At 49.9% G+C, this 15,476-nt stretch carries 31 protein-coding genes; 1 reads left to right on the top strand and 30 read right to left on the bottom strand.

Translation table 11 applies throughout. The features are described 5' to 3' along the window. Window positions 1-35: 35 nt before the first annotated feature. The 28 genes from rplQ to rpsJ all read right to left on the bottom strand — a co-directional run bounded on the left by rplQ (window position 36) and on the right by rpsJ (window position 13,683). Window positions 36-422 (bottom strand): 50S ribosomal protein L17, encoded by a 387-nt coding sequence (gene rplQ / locus FDW95_RS05405; protein ID WP_042395993.1) that lies wholly within the window; start codon window positions 420-422, stop codon window positions 36-38. Between the two features lie 40 nt (window positions 423-462). Next, window positions 463-1,452 (bottom strand): DNA-directed RNA polymerase subunit alpha, encoded by a 990-nt coding sequence (rpoA, locus tag FDW95_RS05400; RefSeq protein ID WP_096755434.1) that lies wholly within the window; start codon window positions 1,450-1,452, stop codon window positions 463-465. A 25-nt stretch (window positions 1,453-1,477) separates the two neighbouring features. After that, window positions 1,478-2,098, bottom strand: a complete 621-nt coding sequence (gene rpsD / locus FDW95_RS05395; protein WP_003031138.1) for a 30S ribosomal protein S4 — start codon at window positions 2,096-2,098, stop codon at window positions 1,478-1,480. A 32-nt stretch (window positions 2,099-2,130) separates the two neighbouring features. Next, the gene (rpsK, locus tag FDW95_RS05390) at window positions 2,131-2,520 is read right to left on the bottom strand and encodes a 30S ribosomal protein S11 (protein ID WP_003031137.1); all 390 of its coding nucleotides are present in this window, start codon (window positions 2,518-2,520) and stop codon (window positions 2,131-2,133) included. 16 nt (window positions 2,521-2,536) lie between these two features. Beyond that, window positions 2,537-2,893, bottom strand: a complete 357-nt coding sequence (gene rpsM, locus FDW95_RS05385; RefSeq protein ID WP_003031135.1) for a 30S ribosomal protein S13 — start codon at window positions 2,891-2,893, stop codon at window positions 2,537-2,539. Window positions 2,894-3,039: 146 nt separating this feature from the next. Next, entirely contained in the window at window positions 3,040-3,156 is a 117-nt protein-coding gene (rpmJ, locus tag FDW95_RS05380) for a 50S ribosomal protein L36 (protein ID WP_000868187.1), read from the bottom strand. 30 nt (window positions 3,157-3,186) lie between these two features. After that, window positions 3,187-4,518 carry a preprotein translocase subunit SecY gene (secY, locus tag FDW95_RS05375; RefSeq protein WP_001118864.1) on the bottom strand — a complete coding sequence of 444 codons (1,332 nt, stop codon included), beginning with the start codon at window positions 4,516-4,518 and terminating at the stop codon, window positions 3,187-3,189. Between the two features lie 7 nt (window positions 4,519-4,525). Next, window positions 4,526-4,960 carry a 50S ribosomal protein L15 gene (rplO, locus tag FDW95_RS05370; protein WP_096759320.1) on the bottom strand — a complete coding sequence of 145 codons (435 nt, stop codon included), beginning with the start codon at window positions 4,958-4,960 and terminating at the stop codon, window positions 4,526-4,528. A 3-nt stretch (window positions 4,961-4,963) separates the two neighbouring features. Continuing rightward, the gene (gene rpmD / locus FDW95_RS05365; protein WP_001140434.1) at window positions 4,964-5,143 is read right to left on the bottom strand and encodes a 50S ribosomal protein L30; all 180 of its coding nucleotides are present in this window, start codon (window positions 5,141-5,143) and stop codon (window positions 4,964-4,966) included. 3 nt (window positions 5,144-5,146) lie between these two features. Then, complete coding sequence (gene rpsE, locus FDW95_RS05360; protein ID WP_003031131.1) at window positions 5,147-5,650, bottom strand: 30S ribosomal protein S5; 504 nt, start codon at window positions 5,648-5,650, stop codon at window positions 5,147-5,149. Window positions 5,651-5,664: 14 nt separating this feature from the next. Next, the gene (gene rplR / locus FDW95_RS05355) at window positions 5,665-6,018 is read right to left on the bottom strand and encodes a 50S ribosomal protein L18 (protein ID WP_000358960.1); all 354 of its coding nucleotides are present in this window, start codon (window positions 6,016-6,018) and stop codon (window positions 5,665-5,667) included. A 9-nt stretch (window positions 6,019-6,027) separates the two neighbouring features. Further along, complete coding sequence (gene rplF / locus FDW95_RS05350) at window positions 6,028-6,561, bottom strand: 50S ribosomal protein L6 (RefSeq protein ID WP_096759319.1); 534 nt, start codon at window positions 6,559-6,561, stop codon at window positions 6,028-6,030. 12 nt (window positions 6,562-6,573) lie between these two features. Continuing rightward, the gene (gene rpsH, locus FDW95_RS05345; RefSeq protein ID WP_003031127.1) at window positions 6,574-6,966 is read right to left on the bottom strand and encodes a 30S ribosomal protein S8; all 393 of its coding nucleotides are present in this window, start codon (window positions 6,964-6,966) and stop codon (window positions 6,574-6,576) included. 30 nt (window positions 6,967-6,996) lie between these two features. Continuing rightward, on the bottom strand, window positions 6,997-7,302 hold the full coding sequence (rpsN, locus tag FDW95_RS05340; RefSeq protein ID WP_003031125.1) for a 30S ribosomal protein S14: 306 nt from the start codon (window positions 7,300-7,302) through the stop codon (window positions 6,997-6,999). Between the two features lie 14 nt (window positions 7,303-7,316). Beyond that, window positions 7,317-7,856 carry a 50S ribosomal protein L5 gene (rplE, locus tag FDW95_RS05335; RefSeq protein WP_003031123.1) on the bottom strand — a complete coding sequence of 180 codons (540 nt, stop codon included), beginning with the start codon at window positions 7,854-7,856 and terminating at the stop codon, window positions 7,317-7,319. Window positions 7,857-7,870: 14 nt separating this feature from the next. Beyond that, window positions 7,871-8,185, bottom strand: a complete 315-nt coding sequence (gene rplX / locus FDW95_RS05330) for a 50S ribosomal protein L24 (RefSeq protein WP_003031122.1) — start codon at window positions 8,183-8,185, stop codon at window positions 7,871-7,873. A gap of 10 nt (window positions 8,186-8,195) precedes the next feature. Then, window positions 8,196-8,567 carry a 50S ribosomal protein L14 gene (rplN, locus tag FDW95_RS05325; RefSeq protein WP_000613954.1) on the bottom strand — a complete coding sequence of 124 codons (372 nt, stop codon included), beginning with the start codon at window positions 8,565-8,567 and terminating at the stop codon, window positions 8,196-8,198. Window positions 8,568-8,729: 162 nt separating this feature from the next. Further along, window positions 8,730-8,984, bottom strand: coding sequence for a 30S ribosomal protein S17 (gene rpsQ / locus FDW95_RS05320; RefSeq protein ID WP_017460070.1), 255 nt, complete (start codon window positions 8,982-8,984; stop codon window positions 8,730-8,732). After that, entirely contained in the window at window positions 8,984-9,175 is a 192-nt protein-coding gene (gene rpmC / locus FDW95_RS05315) for a 50S ribosomal protein L29 (protein WP_000644742.1), read from the bottom strand. Before rpmC ends, rpsQ begins: the two co-directional genes overlap by 1 nt. Beyond that, window positions 9,175-9,585, bottom strand: a complete 411-nt coding sequence (rplP, locus tag FDW95_RS05310; protein ID WP_000941212.1) for a 50S ribosomal protein L16 — start codon at window positions 9,583-9,585, stop codon at window positions 9,175-9,177. Before rplP ends, rpmC begins: the two co-directional genes overlap by 1 nt. Before the next feature lie 12 nt (window positions 9,586-9,597). After that, window positions 9,598-10,296 (bottom strand): 30S ribosomal protein S3, encoded by a 699-nt coding sequence (gene rpsC, locus FDW95_RS05305; RefSeq protein WP_006817277.1) that lies wholly within the window; start codon window positions 10,294-10,296, stop codon window positions 9,598-9,600. A 17-nt stretch (window positions 10,297-10,313) separates the two neighbouring features. Continuing rightward, complete coding sequence (gene rplV / locus FDW95_RS05300) at window positions 10,314-10,646, bottom strand: 50S ribosomal protein L22 (RefSeq protein ID WP_000448832.1); 333 nt, start codon at window positions 10,644-10,646, stop codon at window positions 10,314-10,316. 14 nt (window positions 10,647-10,660) lie between these two features. Then, window positions 10,661-10,939 (bottom strand): 30S ribosomal protein S19, encoded by a 279-nt coding sequence (rpsS, locus tag FDW95_RS05295; RefSeq protein ID WP_001138115.1) that lies wholly within the window; start codon window positions 10,937-10,939, stop codon window positions 10,661-10,663. Window positions 10,940-10,955: 16 nt separating this feature from the next. Further along, the gene (rplB, locus tag FDW95_RS05290; protein ID WP_137363432.1) at window positions 10,956-11,777 is read right to left on the bottom strand and encodes a 50S ribosomal protein L2; all 822 of its coding nucleotides are present in this window, start codon (window positions 11,775-11,777) and stop codon (window positions 10,956-10,958) included. Window positions 11,778-11,794: 17 nt separating this feature from the next. Further along, window positions 11,795-12,097, bottom strand: coding sequence for a 50S ribosomal protein L23 (rplW, locus tag FDW95_RS05285; protein ID WP_004868363.1), 303 nt, complete (start codon window positions 12,095-12,097; stop codon window positions 11,795-11,797). Continuing rightward, the gene (gene rplD / locus FDW95_RS05280) at window positions 12,094-12,699 is read right to left on the bottom strand and encodes a 50S ribosomal protein L4 (RefSeq protein WP_003031119.1); all 606 of its coding nucleotides are present in this window, start codon (window positions 12,697-12,699) and stop codon (window positions 12,094-12,096) included. The genes rplW and rplD overlap by 4 nt, the downstream gene beginning before the upstream one ends. Before the next feature lie 10 nt (window positions 12,700-12,709). Further along, window positions 12,710-13,339 (bottom strand): 50S ribosomal protein L3, encoded by a 630-nt coding sequence (gene rplC / locus FDW95_RS05275; protein ID WP_096759318.1) that lies wholly within the window; start codon window positions 13,337-13,339, stop codon window positions 12,710-12,712. Window positions 13,340-13,371: 32 nt separating this feature from the next. Next, window positions 13,372-13,683 carry a 30S ribosomal protein S10 gene (gene rpsJ, locus FDW95_RS05270; RefSeq protein WP_001181005.1) on the bottom strand — a complete coding sequence of 104 codons (312 nt, stop codon included), beginning with the start codon at window positions 13,681-13,683 and terminating at the stop codon, window positions 13,372-13,374. Between the two features lie 380 nt (window positions 13,684-14,063). Here rpsJ and FDW95_RS05265 point away from each other — a divergent pair, with 380 nt between their 5' ends. Further along, entirely contained in the window at window positions 14,064-14,531 is a 468-nt protein-coding gene (locus FDW95_RS05265; protein WP_115259893.1) for an A24 family peptidase, read from the top strand. Here FDW95_RS05265 and bfr read toward each other — a convergent pair. Next, window positions 14,528-15,004 carry a bacterioferritin gene (gene bfr, locus FDW95_RS05260; RefSeq protein ID WP_115257340.1) on the bottom strand — a complete coding sequence of 159 codons (477 nt, stop codon included), beginning with the start codon at window positions 15,002-15,004 and terminating at the stop codon, window positions 14,528-14,530. The genes FDW95_RS05265 and bfr overlap by 4 nt on opposite strands. 71 nt (window positions 15,005-15,075) lie before the next feature. Further along, a complete protein-coding gene (gene bfd / locus FDW95_RS05255; RefSeq protein ID WP_003031111.1) occupies window positions 15,076-15,270 on the bottom strand; it encodes a bacterioferritin-associated ferredoxin in 195 nt (64 codons plus the stop codon). Between the last annotated feature and the right edge of the window lie 206 nt (window positions 15,271-15,476).

Below are 15,476 nucleotides of genomic sequence, written 5' to 3'. Positions count from 1 at the left end.
CCCCGCCGGGGCGGGTTTTTTTACGTTACTACAGATTACTCTGCAGCAGCTTCTGCTTGCGATTCAGAGCGATCAACCAGCTCGATGTATGCCATCGGCGCATTGTCGCCTGCACGGAAGCCACACTTCAGAATGCGAGTGTAACCACCGGCGCGGCTAGCGAAACGCGGGCCCAGCTCGTTAAACAGTTTTGCCACGATCTCGTTATCACGAGTACGGGCGAATGCCAGACGACGATTAGCTACGCTATCAGTCTTGGCAAGAGTAATCAGCGGCTCAACTACGCGGCGCAGCTCTTTCGCTTTAGGCAGGGTCGTCTTGATGATCTCATGACGAACCAGTGAACCTGCCATATTGCGGAACATAGCCTGGCGATGGCTGCTGTTGCGGTTCAGTTGACGACCACTCTTACGATGGCGCATGACCTTATCCTTCTCAGTAAAACCTTAACCTGTGATCCGGTTACTCGTCAGCGATGCTTGCCGGTGGCCAGTTTTCCAGGCGCATGCCCAGAGACAGTCCACGGGAAGCCAGCACGTCTTTAATCTCAGTAAGAGATTTTTTACCAAGGTTAGGCGTCTTAAGAAGCTCAACCTCAGTACGCTGTACCAGATCACCGATATAGTGGATAGCTTCTGCTTTGAGGCAGTTAGCAGAGCGGACAGTCAATTCCAGATCGTCAACAGGGCGCAGCAGGATCGGATCGAACTCTGGTTTCTCTTCTTTAACTTCCGGCTGACGTACATCACGTAAATCAACGAAAGCTTCAAGTTGTTCTGCCAGAATGGTTGCCGCACGACGAATCGCCTCTTCAGGATCGATTGTGCCGTTGGTTTCCATTTCGATGACCAGCTTGTCCAGGTCGGTACGCTGTTCTACACGCGCAGCTTCAACATTGTAGGCAATACGCTCTACAGGGCTGTAGCAGGCGTCGACCAGCAGACGGCCGATTGGGCGCTCATCTTCTTCCGAATGAATTCGGGTAGAAGCCGGCACATAACCACGACCGCGCTGAACTTTGATGCGCATGCTAATAGATGCGTTCTCATCGGTCAGGTGGCAGATCACGTGCTGTGGCTTGACGATTTCGACATCACCATCATGGGTGATATCGGCTGCAGTCACAGGGCCAATGCCAGATTTATTCAAGGTAAGAATAACGTCATCTTTACCCTGAACTCTCACCGCCAGCCCTTTCAGGTTGAGCAGGATTTCCAGGATATCTTCCTGAACGCCTTCTTTGGTGCTGTACTCATGTAGTACACCATCAATCTCAACCTCGGTCACCGCACAACCCGGCATCGATGAGAGCAGAATACGGCGCAGTGCGTTACCCAAAGTATGGCCAAAGCCACGCTCTAAAGGCTCAAGGGTCACCTTGGCGTGCGTCGAACTCAGTTGCTCGATATCTACCAGGCGCGGTTTTAGAAACTCTGTCACAGAACCCTGCATTGTGTCCTCTCTTTGGTACTAAGCTTTACTTGGAGTAAAGCTCGACGATCAGGTGTTCGTTAATGTCCGCAGACAGATCAGAACGCTCCGGCTTACGCTTGAACGTACCTTCCATCTTGCCAGCATCAACTTCCAGCCAGGTTGGCTTTTCACGCTGCTCAGCCAGCTCCAGAGCGGCTTTCACGCGAGACTGCTTCTTCGCTTTCTCACGAATGCTAACAACGTCATTCGGACTAACCTGATAAGAAGCGATGTTAACAACACGACCGTTTACCATAATTGCTTTATGGCTGACCAGCTGACGTGCTTCTGCACGAGTGGCACCGAAGCCCATACGGTATACAACGTTGTCCAGACGACCTTCCAGCAGACCCAACAGGTTTTCACCGGTGTTGCCTTTCAGACGTGCTGCTTCTTTGTAGTAGTTACGGAACTGACGCTCCAGCACACCGTAGATACGGCGAACTTTTTGCTTTTCACGCAACTGCACACCATAGTCAGACAGACGCGGTTTACGCGCACCGTGCTGGCCAGGAGCTTGTTCAATTTTACACTTGGTATCGATCGCGCGAACGCCAGACTTAAGGAATAAGTCAGTGCCCTCACGACGGCTCAGCTTGAGCTTAGGACCCAAATATCTTGCCATTTTCTTTCTCCAACAATCCTAGAAACGAGGCGTTATACGCGACGTTTTTTCGGCGGACGACAACCGTTATGAGGGATCGGAGTCACATCAGTAATATTAGTGATGCGGAAACCAGCGGCGTTCAGAGCACGAACAGTAGATTCGCGACCTGGACCCGGTCCTTTGACCATAACTTCCAGATTCTTGATACCGTATTCTTTTACGGCTTCAGCGCAACGCTCTGCTGCAACCTGAGCTGCAAACGGAGTGGATTTGCGAGAACCACGGAAACCGGAACCACCGGCTGTTGCCCAACCCAGCGCGTTACCCTGACGATCAGTAATGGTAACGATGGTGTTGTTAAAAGAAGCATGGATATGAGCCACGCCGTCAGAGACTTGTTTTCTTACACGTTTACGTGCACGAATTGGTGCCTTTGCCATTATTCAATCACCCCGATTATTTCTTGATCGGTTTGCGCGGACCCTTACGGGTACGTGCGTTGGTCTTGGTACGCTGACCGCGAACCGGGAGACCACGACGATGACGCAAACCGCGATAGCAACCAAGGTCCATAAGGCGCTTGATGCTCATGCTAACTTCACGGCGCAGATCACCTTCAACGACAAATTTGGCAACTTCGTCACGCAGCGTGTCGATTTGTTCTTCAGACAGCTCACTGATCTTAACATCTTCAGCGATACCCGCTGCAGCCAGAATGGCCTTAGAACGGGTCTTGCCGACGCCGTAGATCGAAGTTAATGCGATCACAGCATGTTTCTGATCAGGAATGTTAATGCCTGCTATACGGGCCACTATGCACTCCTACTATTTAATATGTACGCACCATGCTGAAAAGCCCGTTTTCAGGATACTCAAATGGAAACGCACAGACATACAAAAGATTGGCTGGCTAATCTAGCCAGCTCAACCCAACTTTGCAAGAAAAATATGCGAATAAATCAGCCTTGGCGCTGTTTATGCTTAGGCTCGGCACTGCAAATCACACGGATGACACCATCACGCTTAACGATTTTGCAGTTACGGCATAATTTCTTGACGGAAGCACGAACTTTCATTTTTACTCTCCGTAACTTCTCGGGCGACTGTTAACGGCCGTAGCCTTTCAGATTCGCCTTCTTCAATGCAGACTCATACTGACTTGACATCATCAGAGTTTGCACTTGAGCCATAAAGTCCATAATCACGACAACAACGATAAGCAGTGAGGTTCCACCGAAGTAGAACGGTACTTTCATTGCATCACGCATGAACTCCGGGATCAGGCAGATAAAGGTAATGTAAAGCGCACCAACCAAGGTCAGGCGGGTCATTACTTTATCGATATACTTCGCCGTTTGCTCTCCCGGACGAATTCCTGGTACAAATGCACCGGACTTCTTCAGGTTATCTGCTGTTTCACGCGGGTTGAAAACCAACGCCGTGTAAAAGAAACAGAAGAAGATGATTGCAGACGCATAGAGTAACACATAAAGCGGTTGCCCAGGCTGCAAATACAGCGAAATTGTTGTCAGCCAGTTCCAACCAGTACCGCCCCCGAACCATGACGCGATGGTCGCCGGGAACAGAATAATACTGGAAGCGAAGATTGCTGGGATAACCCCGGCCATATTCACTTTCAGCGGTAAATGTGTGCTCTGTGCAGCATAGACACGACGACCTTGCTGACGTTTCGCGTAGTTTACCACAATGCGGCGTTGACCACGTTCAACAAATACAACAAAGAACGTCACTGCAAATACTAATACTGCAACCAACAGCAACACGAGGAAGTGCAGGTCGCCTTGACGCGCTTGCTCGATAGTATGGGCAATGGCTGGCGGGAGTCCCGCGACGATACCGGCGAAGATAATGATTGAGATACCGTTGCCGATACCACGTTCAGTAATCTGTTCACCCAACCACATCAGGAACATTGTCCCTGTAACCAGACTTACAACAGCGGTGAAATAGAATGCAAAACCTGGATTCATCACCAGGCCTTGCATACCAGGCATATTCGGCAGACCGGTAGCAATACCGATCGACTGGAATATCGCCAGCACCAGAGTACCGTAGCGGGTGTACTGGCTGATCTTACGACGACCAGACTCCCCTTCTTTCTTAATTTCCGCCAACGTTGGATGAACCACCGTCAGCAGCTGGATAATGATCGACGCCGAAATATACGGCATGATCCCCAGAGCAAAGATAGAAGCACGGCTGAGAGCACCACCAGAGAACATGTTGAACATTTCAATGATGGTGCCTCGCTGTTGCTCAAGCAGTTTGGCAAGTACAGCGGCATCAATACCAGGGATCGGAATGAAAGAGCCAATACGGAACACAATCAGCGCGCCGATAACAAACAGCAGTCTGCGTTTCAGCTCGCCTAAGCCACCTTTGGCACTTTGAAAATCTAATCCCGGTTGTTTAGCCATCTGCTACTTATTCCTCGATTTTACCGCCAGCAGCTTCGATAGCAGCACGAGCGCCTTTAGTAACACGCAGGCCACGAACAGTTACCGGAGTAGTGACTTCACCAGCCAGGATCACTTTCGCGAACTCGATCTGGATACCGATAATGTTTGCTGCTTTCAGCGTATTCAGGTCTACAACACCGCCTTCAACTTTAGCCAGGTCAGACAGACGAACTTCGGCTGTGATCGCTGATTTACGTGAAGTGAAGCCGAATTTCGGCAGACGACGGTACAGAGGCATCTGACCACCTTCGAACCCGCGACGTACGCCACCGCCAGAACGAGACTTCTGACCTTTGTGACCACGACCACCGGTTTTACCGAGGCCAGAACCGATACCACGACCCAGGCGGCGAGCCGCTTTTTTAGAGCCTTCGGCCGGAGACAGAGTATTTAAACGCATCTCTTACTCCTCAACTTTAACCATGAAGGAAACCGCGTTGACCATACCACGAACAGCAGGAGTATCCTCGCGTTCTACGGTGTGACCAATACGACGCAGACCCAGGCCAAGCAGCGTTGCCTTGTGTTTCGGCAGACGACCGATTGCACTGCGGGTTTGAGTAATTTTAATAGTCTTTGCCATGGTTTATTTCCCCAGAATTTCTTCAACGGATTTACCACGCTTGGCAGCGACCATTTCCGGAGATTTCATATTTTCCAAACCATCGATAGTTGCACGAACCACGTTAATCGGGTTGGTGGAACCATACGCTTTAGCCAGAACGTTACGAACTCCAGCGACTTCCAGAACGGCGCGCATTGCACCACCGGCGATGATACCGGTACCTTCGGAAGCCGGCTGCATGAAGACACGAGAACCCGTGTGAGTACCCTTAACCGGGTGCTGCAGGGTGCCGTGGTTCAGCGCGACGTTAATCATATTGCGACGGGCTTTTTCCATCGCTTTCTGGATCGCTGCTGGAACTTCACGCGCTTTACCGTAACCAAAACCAACGCGACCGTTACCATCGCCAACTACAGTCAGAGCTGTGAAGGAGAAAATACGACCACCTTTAACGGTTTTAGATACGCGGTTAACCGCGATCAGCTTTTCCTGCAGTTCGCCAGCTTGTTTTTCGATGTGAGCCATCTTACACCTCTACCTTAGAACTGAAGGCCAGCTTCACGGGCAGCATCTGCCAGTGCCTGGACACGACCATGATATTGGAACCCGGAACGGTCAAAGGATACATCTTTGATGCCTTTTTCCAGAGCGCGTTCAGCAACAGCTTTACCTACAGCTGCAGCAGCGTCTTTGTTACCGGTGTACTTCAATTGTTCAGCGATAGCTTTTTCTACAGTAGAAGCAGCTACCAGAACTTCAGAACCGTTCGGTGCAATTACCTGTGCGTAAATATGACGCGGGGTACGATGTACCACCAGGCGAGTTGCACCCAGTTCCTGGAGCTTGCGGCGTGCGCGGGTCGCACGACGGATACGAGCAGATTTCTTATCCATAGTGTTACCTTACTTCTTCTTAGCCTCTTTGGTACGCACGACTTCGTCGGCGTAACGAACACCCTTGCCTTTATATGGCTCAGGACGACGGTAGGCGCGCAGATCTGCTGCAACCTGACCGATCAGCTGTTTATCAGCGCCTTTCAGCACGATTTCAGTCTGGGTCGGACATTCTGCAGTAATACCTGCCGGCAGCTCATGATCAACAGGATGAGAGAAACCTAAAGCCAGGTTTACTACATTCCCTTTGACCGCTGCGCGGTAACCTACACCAACCAGCTGCAGCTTCTTAGTGAAGCCTTCGGTAACACCGACAACCATTGAGTTCAGCAGGGCACGCGCGGTACCAGCCTGAGCCCAACCATCTACGTAACCATCACGCGGACCGAAGGTCAGTGCATTATCTGCATGATTAACTTCAACAGCATCGTTGAGAGTACGAGTCAGCTCGCCGTTCTTACCTTTGATCGTAATAACCTGACCGCTGATTTTTACATCAACGCCGGCAGGAATAACGACCGGTGCTTTAGCAACACGAGACATTTTTTCCTCCGATTAGGCTACGTAGCAGATAATTTCGCCACCAAGACCAGCTTGGCGCGCTGCACGATCAGTCATAACACCTTTAGAGGTAGAAACAACTGCGATACCCATGCCAGCCATAACTTTTGGCAGCTCGTCTTTACGCTTATAAATGCGCAGACCTGGGCGACTGACACGCTGAATGCTTTCTACAACAGCTTTACCCTGGAAATACTTAAGAGTAAGTTCCAGTTCCGGCTTGGTGTCGCCTTCAACTTTAAAATCTTCAATAAAACCTTCTTCCTTCAGCACGTTGGCAATTGCCACTTTCAGCTTGGAGGAAGGCATGGTGACCGCAGCTTTATTCGCGGCCTGACCGTTACGGATACGGGTCAGCATATCCGCGATCGGATCTTGCATGCTCATCTGTCTTTACTCCCGTGATTCAATTGGTAATTACCAGCTAGCCTTTTTCAAGCCCGGTACTTCACCGCGCATAGCGGCTTCACGAAGCTTAATACGGCTCAACCCGAACTTGCCCACATAGCCATGCGGACGACCTGTTTGACGGCAGCGGTTACGCTGACGAGACGGGCTGGAATCACGCGGCAGAGACTGCAGCTTCAGAACTGCGTTCCAACGATCTTCGTCGGTCGCGTTCACATCAGAGATAATAGCCTTCAGTTCAGCGCGTTTTGCGAAGTACTTATCAGCTAAAGCTACGCGCTTTACTTCGCGTGCTTTCATTGATTGCTTAGCCATTCAGTAACCCTACCTTACTTGCGGAACGGGAAGTCAAAGGCAGCCAGCAGAGCACGGCCTTCTTCATCAGATTTCGCAGTAGTGGTAATGGTAATATCCAAACCACGCACGCGGTCGACTTTATCGTAGTCGATTTCTGGGAAGATGATCTGCTCACGGACACCCATGCTGTAGTTACCACGACCGTCGAAAGACTTAGCGGACAAGCCACGGAAGTCACGGATACGTGGAACAGCAATAGTGATCAGGCGCTCAAAGAACTCCCACATGCGTTCGCCACGCAGAGTTACTTTACAGCCGATCGGATAGCCCTGACGGATTTTGAAGCCTGCAACAGATTTGCGTGCTTTGGTGATCAACGGCTTTTGACCGGAGATTGCTGTCAGATCAGCTGCTGCGTTATCCAGCAGTTTCTTGTCAGCGATCGCTTCACCAACACCCATGTTCAGGGTGATCTTCTCGACCCGAGGGACTTGCATGACAGAATTGTAGTTAAACTCAGTCATGAGTTTAGCGACTACTTCGTCTTTGTAGTAATCATGCAGTTTCGCCATCGTACTACTCCAAATTACTTGATAGTTTCGCTGTTAGACTTGAAGAAACGGACTTTTTTGCCATCTTCGAATCTAAAGCCTACACGGTCAGCCTTGCCGGTTGCCGCGTTGAAGATAGCAAGGTTAGAGATCTGAATAGCTGCTTCTTTCTCTACAATGCCGCCTGGTTGGTTCAGGGCCGGAACCGGCTTCTGATGTTTCTTAACCAGGTTGATACCTTCAACAATGACCTTGCCGGAAGACAGGACATTTTTTACTTTACCGCGTTTACCTTTATCTTTACCGGTTAACACGATAACTTCGTCATCACGACGGATCTTCGCTGCCATGATTCGCTCCTTAGAGTACTTCTGGTGCCAGAGAGATAATTTTCATGAACTTCTCGTTACGAAGTTCACGAGTTACCGGCCCAAAAATACGCGTACCGATAGGTTGCTCACTGTTATTGTTTAAAATAACGCATGCATTACCATCGAAGCGAATGACAGAACCGTCCGGGCGACGAACACCCTTCTTGGTGCGCACCACTACCGCCTTCAGCACATCACCTTTTTTGACCTTACCACGCGGAATTGCTTCCTTGATGGTGATCTTGATGATGTCGCCTACGCCTGCGTAGCGACGGTGCGAGCCACCCAGAACCTTGATACACATTACGCGACGTGCACCGGAGTTGTCGGCGACGTTCAGCATAGTCTGTTCTTGGATCATTTTAGTGCTCCGCTAATGTCAACTACTACTGAGACCCGAAAATCAGGTCGTTAAAAAGCCCCATATCGGGGGCGCGGCATTATAACACCGCTTCAACGATATGGGTAGAAAAAATAAACGGCTCATCGCTGAGCCGTTTATTCGTTGAGAATGCATACTCTATTACAGAATAGCTTTCTCTACAACGCGAACCAGCGTCCAGGACTTAGTCTTGGACAGCGGACGGCATTCGCGGATTTCAACCACGTCACCAGTACCGCATTCGTTGTTCTCGTCATGTACGTGCAGTTTGGTCGTACGCTTGATGAATTTACCGTAGATCGGGTGTTTCACAAAACGTTCGATAGCAACAACAATGGATTTCTCCATTTTGTCGCTAACAACGCGACCTTGCAGAGTACGGATTTTATCGGTCATTACGCACCCGCCTTCTCAGTCAGTAAAGTCTTAACGCGTGCGACATCACGACGCACTTGCTTCAACAGGTGAGACTGTTGCAGCTGGCCACTTGCAGCCTGCATACGCAGGTTGAACTGCTCACGCAGCAGATTCAGCAGCTCGGTGTTCAGCTCTTCAACACTCTTCTCACGCAGCTCTTTTGCTTTCATTACATCACCGTCTTAGTTACAAAGGTGGTTTTAATCGGCAGTTTCGCTGCTGCCAGCTTGAATGCTTCACGGGCCAGCTCTTCCGGTACACCGTCCATTTCATACAGGACTTTACCCGGCTGAATCAAGGCAACCCAATACTCCACGTTACCTTTACCTTTACCCATACGCACTGCCAGCGGCTTTTCAGTGATCGGTTTGTCCGGGAATACACGGATCCAGATCTTACCTTGACGCTTAACTGCACGGGTCATAGCACGACGTGCTGCTTCGATCTGACGGGCAGTCAGACGACCACGGCCAACAGCTTTCAGACCGAAGCTGCCGAAGCTAACATCCGTACCCTGCGCCAGACCGCGGTTACGGCCTTTGTGCATTTTACGGAATTTTGTACGCTTTGGTTGTAACATCAGCGACGCTCCTTATTTACGGCCTTTACGCTGCTGCTTTTTAGGTTGAGCAGCCGGTTCCGGTTGTTCAACAGCAGCCATACCACCCAGGATCTCGCCTTTGAAGATCCATACCTTAACGCCGATTACACCGTAAGTGGTGTGCGCTTCAGAGGTGTTGTAGTCGATGTCAGCACGCAGAGTGTGCAGCGGTACGCGACCTTCGCGGTACCATTCGGTACGTGCGATTTCCGCGCCGCCCAGACGGCCGCTAACTTCAACTTTAATACCTTTAGCGCCCAGACGCATTGCGTTCTGTACAGCACGCTTCATAGCACGACGGAACATAACACGACGTTCCAGCTGAGAAGTGATGCTGTCAGCAACTAATTTTGCGTCCAGTTCAGGCTTACGCACTTCGGCGATATTGATCTGGGCAGGAACGCCAGCAATATCAGCTACGACTTTGCGCAGTTTTTCTACGTCTTCGCCTTTCTTACCGATAACGATACCCGGGCGAGCGGTGTGAATGGTCACACGGATGCTCTTAGCCGGACGCTCGATAACGATACGAGATACAGACGCTTTAGCCAGTTCCTTAGTCAGGTACTGACGTACTTTAAAATCGCTGTCCAGGTTGTCAGCGAATTCTTTGGTGTTCGCAAACCAGGTTGAGTTCCATGGTTTTACAATACCCAGGCGAATACCATTAGGATGTACTTTCTGACCCATTGCTAGTCTCCAGAGTCTCAGCGATCGGACACAACCACAGTAATGTGGCTGGTGCGCTTCAGGATGCGATCTGCACGACCTTTTGCACGCGGCATAATGCGCTTCATGCTAGGGCCTTCGTCTACGAAAATTTTCGTAACTTTCAGATCGTCAATGTCAGCGCCATCGTTGTGTTCAGCGTTAGCAATGGCAGATTCCAGGACTTTCTTAACCAGTACAGCCGCTTTCTTATTGGTGTAGGTCAGAATATCCAGAGCCTGCGACACTTTCTTACCGCGAATCAGGTCTGCAACAAGGCGAACCTTCTGAGCAGAAGAACGAGCATGGCGATGTTGAGCTAAAGTTTCCATCTCTTCCTCCTACCTTATTTCTTCTTCGCTTTTTTATCAGCAGCATGGCCGCGATAAGTACGAGTCGGTGCGAATTCACCCAGTTTGTGACCGACCATTTCGTCGGAAACAAATACCGGAACGTGCTGACGACCATTATGGACAGCGATGGTCAAACCGATCATGTTAGGAAAGATCGTTGAACGACGGGACCAAGTGCGCAGGGGCTTCTTGTCTCCGCTTTCCACCGCTTTCTCTACCTTCTTCAGCAAGTGCAGGTCAATAAAAGGACCTTTCTTGAGAGAACGTGGCATGGCTTATCCTCTAAAATTATTTGCTACGGCGACGTACGATGAATTTATCAGTACGCTTGTTGCTGCGGGTCTTCTTACCTTTGGTCTGAACGCCCCACGGAGTTACCGAGTGCTTACCAAAGTTACGACCTTCACCACCACCATGTGGGTGATCGACTGGGTTCATCGCAGTACCGCGAACGGTAGGACGAACACCACGCCAGCGTGCAGCACCTGCTTTACCCAGAACGCGCAGCATATGCTCAGCATTGCCAACTTCGCCCAGAGTTGCACGGCAGTCTGCTTCGACTTTACGCATTTCACCAGAACGCAGACGCAGGGTGACATAAGCACCATCACGAGCAACGATCTGAACGTAAGTACCAGCGGAACGTGCCAGCTGACCGCCTTTACCTGGTTTCATTTCTACGTTATGAACGGTAGAACCAACCGGGATATTGCGCATCGGCAGGGTGTTACCTGCTTTGATTGCAGCATCAACGCCAGATTGAACCTGGTCGCCAGCTTTCAGGCCTTTAGGGGCCAGGATGTAACGACGTTCGCCGTCTTTGTACAGAACCAGCGCGATGTTCGCGGAACGGTTCGGATCGTACTCAAGACGTTCAACAATTGCCGGGATACCGTCTTTGTTGCGTTTGAAGTCAACGATACGATAAGCCTGCTTGTGACCACCACCGATGTGACGAGTGGTGATACGGCCATTGTTGTTACGACCACCGGATTTGCTGTTTTTTTCAACCAGCGGAGCAAAAGGTTTGCCCTTGTGCAGCTCTGGGTTGACCACTTTAACAACGTGGCGACGACCCGGAGATGTCGGTTTACATTTAACAACTGCCATTGTATTACTCCTCCGACTTACTCAGCGCCGCCGACGAAGTCCAGATTCTGGCCTTCCTTCAGGGTGACGTAAGCTTTTTTCCAGTCGCTACGACGACCGATACGCTGTCCGTGACGTTTAACTTTCCCTTTAACAACCAGGGTGTTAACGACTTCGACTTCGACTTCAAACAGTTTCTGCACAGCAGCTTTGATTTCTGCTTTGGTCGCGTCTTTAGCAACTTTGAGAACGATGGTATTGGTTTTTTCCATCGCAGCAGACGCTTTTTCAGAAACGTGCGGTGCGCGCAGCACCTTCAGCAAACGTTCTTCACGAATCATGCCAGCATCTCCTCAACTTGCTTAACAGCATCAGCAGTCATTACGACTTTGTCGAAGGCGATCAGGCTAACCGGGTCGATACCAGTTGCATCGCGTACGTCAACCTTGTGCAGGTTGCGCGCAGCCAGGAACAGGTTTTCGTCCAGCTCACCGGTGATGATCAGCACATCTTCCAGAGCCATGTCTTTCAGTTTCTGTGCCAGCAGCTTAGTTTTAGGCGCTTCTACAGAGAATGATTCGACAACGATCAGACGATCCTGACGTACCAGTTCGGACAGAATGCTTTTCAGCGCGCCGCGGTACATCTTTTTGTTAACTTTTTGACTGTGGTCCTGCGGGCGAGCAGCGAAGGTTACGCCACCGGAACGCCAGATCGGGCTCTTGATAGAACCTGAACGCGCACGGCCGGTACCTTTCTGGCGCCACGGCTTTTTGCCTGAACCAGTTACTTCAGCACGAGTCTTCTGAGCACGAGTACCCTGACGAGCACCAGCTGCATAAGCAACAACAACCTGGTGAACCAGCGCTTCGTTGAAATCACGACCGAAGGTAGTTTCGGAAACAGTCAGCGCGCTCTGCGCGTCTTTCAATACTAATTCCATTGCTATCCCCTTACGCCTTCACAGCTGGTTTAACGATCAGGTCGCAACCGGTCGCACCCGGAACACCACCTTTAACCAGCAGCAGGTTGCGCTCAGCGTCAACGCGTACTACGTCAAGGCTCTGAACGGTGACACGCTCGTTACCCATCTGACCTGCCATTTTCTTGCCTTTGAACACTTTGCCCGGAGTCTGGTTCTGACCGATAGAACCCGGAACGCGGTGAGACAAGGAGTTACCGTGAGTCGCGTCCTGGGTACGGAAGTTCCAGCGCTTAACGGTACCAGCGAAACCTTTACCTTTAGAGGTACCGGTTACGTCAACTTTTTTAACGTCAGCAAACAGTTCAACGCTAATGTTCTGACCAACGGTGTATTCTTCACCATCTGCCAGACGGAACTCCCACAGGCCGCGGCCAGCTTCTACGCCAGCTTTAGCAAAGTGACCAGCTTCCGGCTTGGTTACACGGTTAGCTTTTTTAGCACCAGTGGTAACCTGAACAGCGCGATAGCCATCGTTAGCCAGATCTTTGATCTGAGTAACGCGGTTTGCTTCAACTTCGATAACGGTTACTGGGATAGATACGCCATCTTCAGTGAAGATGCGGGTCATACCCACTTTTTTACCGACTAAACCAATCATTGTATCAACCTCTCAATCGCTCGATGACCTGATTAACCCAGGCTGATCTGCACGTCTACACCGGCAGCCAGGTCCAGACGCATCAGAGCATCAACGGTTTTTTCAGTTGGCTCAACGATGTCAACCAGACGCTTGTGAGTGCGAATTTCGTACTGATCACGCGCGTCTTTGTTAACGTGCGGAGAGATCAGAACGGTAAAGCGCTCTTTGCGGGTCGGCAGCGGGATCGGACCACGAACCTGCGCACCAGTGCGCTTGGCAGTCTCGACGATTTCCGCGGTTGATTGATCGATCAGACGATGATCAAACGCTTTCAAACGGATACGGATTCTTTGGTTCTGCATGAGACCAGAGCTCCAATTATTTTATAGACGAAATAGTTACTCCTCAAACCCATTACGATTGATGGGAGAGTGTAACCGTTCTTACAGAGTTCCCCGATTGGGAACATTGTCTGGTATCGCTTTCGCAGTACCGGTGGCTCATATCGAACCGCTGTCAATATTAGACAAGCCCGCGCATTATACGTAAATCTCAGCCTTACGCAAGTGCCGTGTAGATATTAATCACTCAACCAGTAATGCGAGCCCGATTCCGCTCTGAATGCAGAGGTTTTTGTTCATCGTAATTTCTCCGGAAGGAAGCCAACAGAATGAGCAATCAAGCCTTGTATGGTCAGCACGATTTCTTGAAGGTGGCATCTATTTCCACAAAGGATTCGCGCATGTACGCCGACCTCCCCTTTCTGTTTTTCTACATTTCATTATGCGGGCTACTTTGGGCCCAGGATTTACGTACCGGGTTATTACCCGACAAGTTGACCTGCCCTCTGCTCTGGTGCGGTCTTATTTACTACCAGTGCTGTAAACCGGCACTGTTATCCGACGCACTTTGGGGAGCCATAGCAGGCTATAGCGCATTTTCGCTGCTCTACTGGAGTTACCGCCTGGTGCGGCGGTATGAGGGATTAGGCTATGGTGATGTAAAATTCCTCGCCGCCTTGGGTGCCTGGCATCGGTGGGAGTCATTACCACTATTGGTCTTCCTTGCGGCTTGTTTAGCGTGCTGCATGATGGGAGCTGATTATGTAAGACACGGAAAAAAAGGACTAAAAAACCCGCTGCCTTTTGGACCCTATCTGGCGGCTGCGGGTTTTATTATTGGCGGGGTAAATCTGGTACGGGGCTTTTAGTCACTGACTTTAATTTGCGACTGCAGGTAATTTTGCAATCCCAGTTTTCCAATCAGATCCAGCTCCGTTTCGAGCCAGTCGATATGCCCTTCTTCGTCGGTGAGGATCTCTATCATCATATCCCGACTGACATAGTCATGAACGCTATCGGCATAGGCAATGGCTTCACGTAAATCTTTTGCGCCATCTAGCTCAAGTCGAAGATCTGACTGAAGCATCTCCTCAACGTCTTCGCCAATCCCCAACTTACCCAAGTCCTGTAAATTTGGGAGCCCTTCTAAAAACAAAATACGCTCGATGTATTTATCGGCGTGTTTCATCTCATCAATAGATTCATGGTACTCAACATCATTGAGCCGAGTCAGCCCCCAGTTTTTAAACATTCGGGCATGAAGAAAATACTGGTTGATCGCGACAAGCTCATTTCCCAATAGTTTATTGAGATAACTTATGATTTTAACATCACCTTTCATTTTATAGTCCCTCCGCTTCCACTCTTAGAGCGTAGATGGGGCTACAGGGATGTCAAAAAAAAGAGTGTGACTTAGGCGATCTCTTTAAATTCTGGCATTTGTGTTAATTCATCTTGCATCACTTCACGCGCAGCGCGAATGCATTTACCACATTGATTTCCAACAGGAATAAATTTTCGTAATTGTTGAAAAGATTGCGGATGAAACTGGCGAACAGCCTGACGAATTTTTTTATCACTTATCGCATTACACAAACAAACGTACATGATCGCTCCCGTTCAATTTATGCGCAAAGTGTAAATGAGAATAGTTATGATTACAATAGCACAATACTGTTTGTATGCCGACGCGGCTTGCGAAAAATGCGAATAAATATTACAGGTGTCAAATATCAGGCAGCAAAAAGGGCGCCTAAGCGCCCTTTTCAATTCAAAACTAATTAACGAGTAATTAGCTCAGAACTTTAGCAACA

This window comes from Citrobacter sp. wls718 (assembly GCF_005280945.1).
Classification (GTDB): Bacteria; Pseudomonadota; Gammaproteobacteria; order Enterobacterales; family Enterobacteriaceae; genus Citrobacter; species Citrobacter gillenii.
This window is presented reverse-complemented; position numbering and strand designations above follow the sequence as displayed.

Excerpts from the sequence above, each read along its gene's own strand:
- rplO (WP_096759320.1), bottom strand. The coding sequence starts at position 4,960 with ATGCGTTTAAATACTCTGTCTCCGGCCGAAGGCTCTAAAAAAGCGGCT.
- rplP (WP_000941212.1), bottom strand. The coding sequence starts at position 9,585 with ATGTTACAACCAAAGCGTACAAAATTCCGTAAAATGCACAAAGGCCGT.
- rpsK (WP_003031137.1), bottom strand. The coding sequence starts at position 2,520 with ATGGCAAAGGCACCAATTCGTGCACGTAAACGTGTAAGAAAACAAGTC.
- rpsE (WP_003031131.1), bottom strand. The coding sequence starts at position 5,650 with ATGGCTCACATCGAAAAACAAGCTGGCGAACTGCAGGAAAAGCTGATC.
- rplX (WP_003031122.1), bottom strand. The coding sequence starts at position 8,185 with ATGGCAGCGAAGATCCGTCGTGATGACGAAGTTATCGTGTTAACCGGT.
- rpsN (WP_003031125.1), bottom strand. The coding sequence starts at position 7,302 with ATGGCTAAGCAATCAATGAAAGCACGCGAAGTAAAGCGCGTAGCTTTA.
- rplB (WP_137363432.1), bottom strand. The coding sequence starts at position 11,777 with ATGGCAGTTGTTAAATGTAAACCGACATCTCCGGGTCGTCGCCACGTT.
- rpsH (WP_003031127.1), bottom strand. The coding sequence starts at position 6,966 with ATGAGCATGCAAGATCCGATCGCGGATATGCTGACCCGTATCCGTAAC.
- rplF (WP_096759319.1), bottom strand. The coding sequence starts at position 6,561 with ATGTCTCGTGTTGCTAAAGCACCGGTCGTTATTCCTGCCGGCGTTGAT.
- rplR (WP_000358960.1), bottom strand. The coding sequence starts at position 6,018 with ATGGATAAGAAATCTGCTCGTATCCGTCGTGCGACCCGCGCACGCCGC.
- rplD (WP_003031119.1), bottom strand. The coding sequence starts at position 12,699 with ATGGAATTAGTATTGAAAGACGCGCAGAGCGCGCTGACTGTTTCCGAA.
- rpsC (WP_006817277.1), bottom strand. The coding sequence starts at position 10,296 with ATGGGTCAGAAAGTACATCCTAATGGTATTCGCCTGGGTATTGTAAAA.
- rplN (WP_000613954.1), bottom strand. The coding sequence starts at position 8,567 with ATGATCCAAGAACAGACTATGCTGAACGTCGCCGACAACTCCGGTGCA.
- bfr (WP_115257340.1), bottom strand. The coding sequence starts at position 15,004 with ATGAAAGGTGATGTTAAAATCATAAGTTATCTCAATAAACTATTGGGA.
- rplV (WP_000448832.1), bottom strand. The coding sequence starts at position 10,646 with ATGGAAACTTTAGCTCAACATCGCCATGCTCGTTCTTCTGCTCAGAAG.
- rpmD (WP_001140434.1), bottom strand. The coding sequence starts at position 5,143 with ATGGCAAAGACTATTAAAATTACTCAAACCCGCAGTGCAATCGGTCGT.
- FDW95_RS05265 (WP_115259893.1), top strand. The coding sequence starts at position 14,064 with ATGTACGCCGACCTCCCCTTTCTGTTTTTCTACATTTCATTATGCGGG.
- rpsQ (WP_017460070.1), bottom strand. The coding sequence starts at position 8,984 with ATGACCGATAAAATCCGTACTCTGCAAGGTCGCGTTGTTAGCGACAAA.
- secY (WP_001118864.1), bottom strand. The coding sequence starts at position 4,518 with ATGGCTAAACAACCGGGATTAGATTTTCAAAGTGCCAAAGGTGGCTTA.
- bfd (WP_003031111.1), bottom strand. The coding sequence starts at position 15,270 with ATGTACGTTTGTTTGTGTAATGCGATAAGTGATAAAAAAATTCGTCAG.
- rpsS (WP_001138115.1), bottom strand. The coding sequence starts at position 10,939 with ATGCCACGTTCTCTCAAGAAAGGTCCTTTTATTGACCTGCACTTGCTG.
- rplW (WP_004868363.1), bottom strand. The coding sequence starts at position 12,097 with ATGATTCGTGAAGAACGTTTGCTGAAGGTGCTGCGCGCACCGCACGTT.
- rpsD (WP_003031138.1), bottom strand. The coding sequence starts at position 2,098 with ATGGCAAGATATTTGGGTCCTAAGCTCAAGCTGAGCCGTCGTGAGGGC.
- rpsJ (WP_001181005.1), bottom strand. The coding sequence starts at position 13,683 with ATGCAGAACCAAAGAATCCGTATCCGTTTGAAAGCGTTTGATCATCGT.
- rpoA (WP_096755434.1), bottom strand. The coding sequence starts at position 1,452 with ATGCAGGGTTCTGTGACAGAGTTTCTAAAACCGCGCCTGGTAGATATC.
- rplQ (WP_042395993.1), bottom strand. The coding sequence starts at position 422 with ATGCGCCATCGTAAGAGTGGTCGTCAACTGAACCGCAACAGCAGCCAT.
- rplC (WP_096759318.1), bottom strand. The coding sequence starts at position 13,339 with ATGATTGGTTTAGTCGGTAAAAAAGTGGGTATGACCCGCATCTTCACT.
- rplE (WP_003031123.1), bottom strand. The coding sequence starts at position 7,856 with ATGGCGAAACTGCATGATTACTACAAAGACGAAGTAGTCGCTAAACTC.
- rpmC (WP_000644742.1), bottom strand. The coding sequence starts at position 9,175 with ATGAAAGCAAAAGAGCTGCGTGAGAAGAGTGTTGAAGAGCTGAACACC.
- rpmJ (WP_000868187.1), bottom strand. The coding sequence starts at position 3,156 with ATGAAAGTTCGTGCTTCCGTCAAGAAATTATGCCGTAACTGCAAAATC.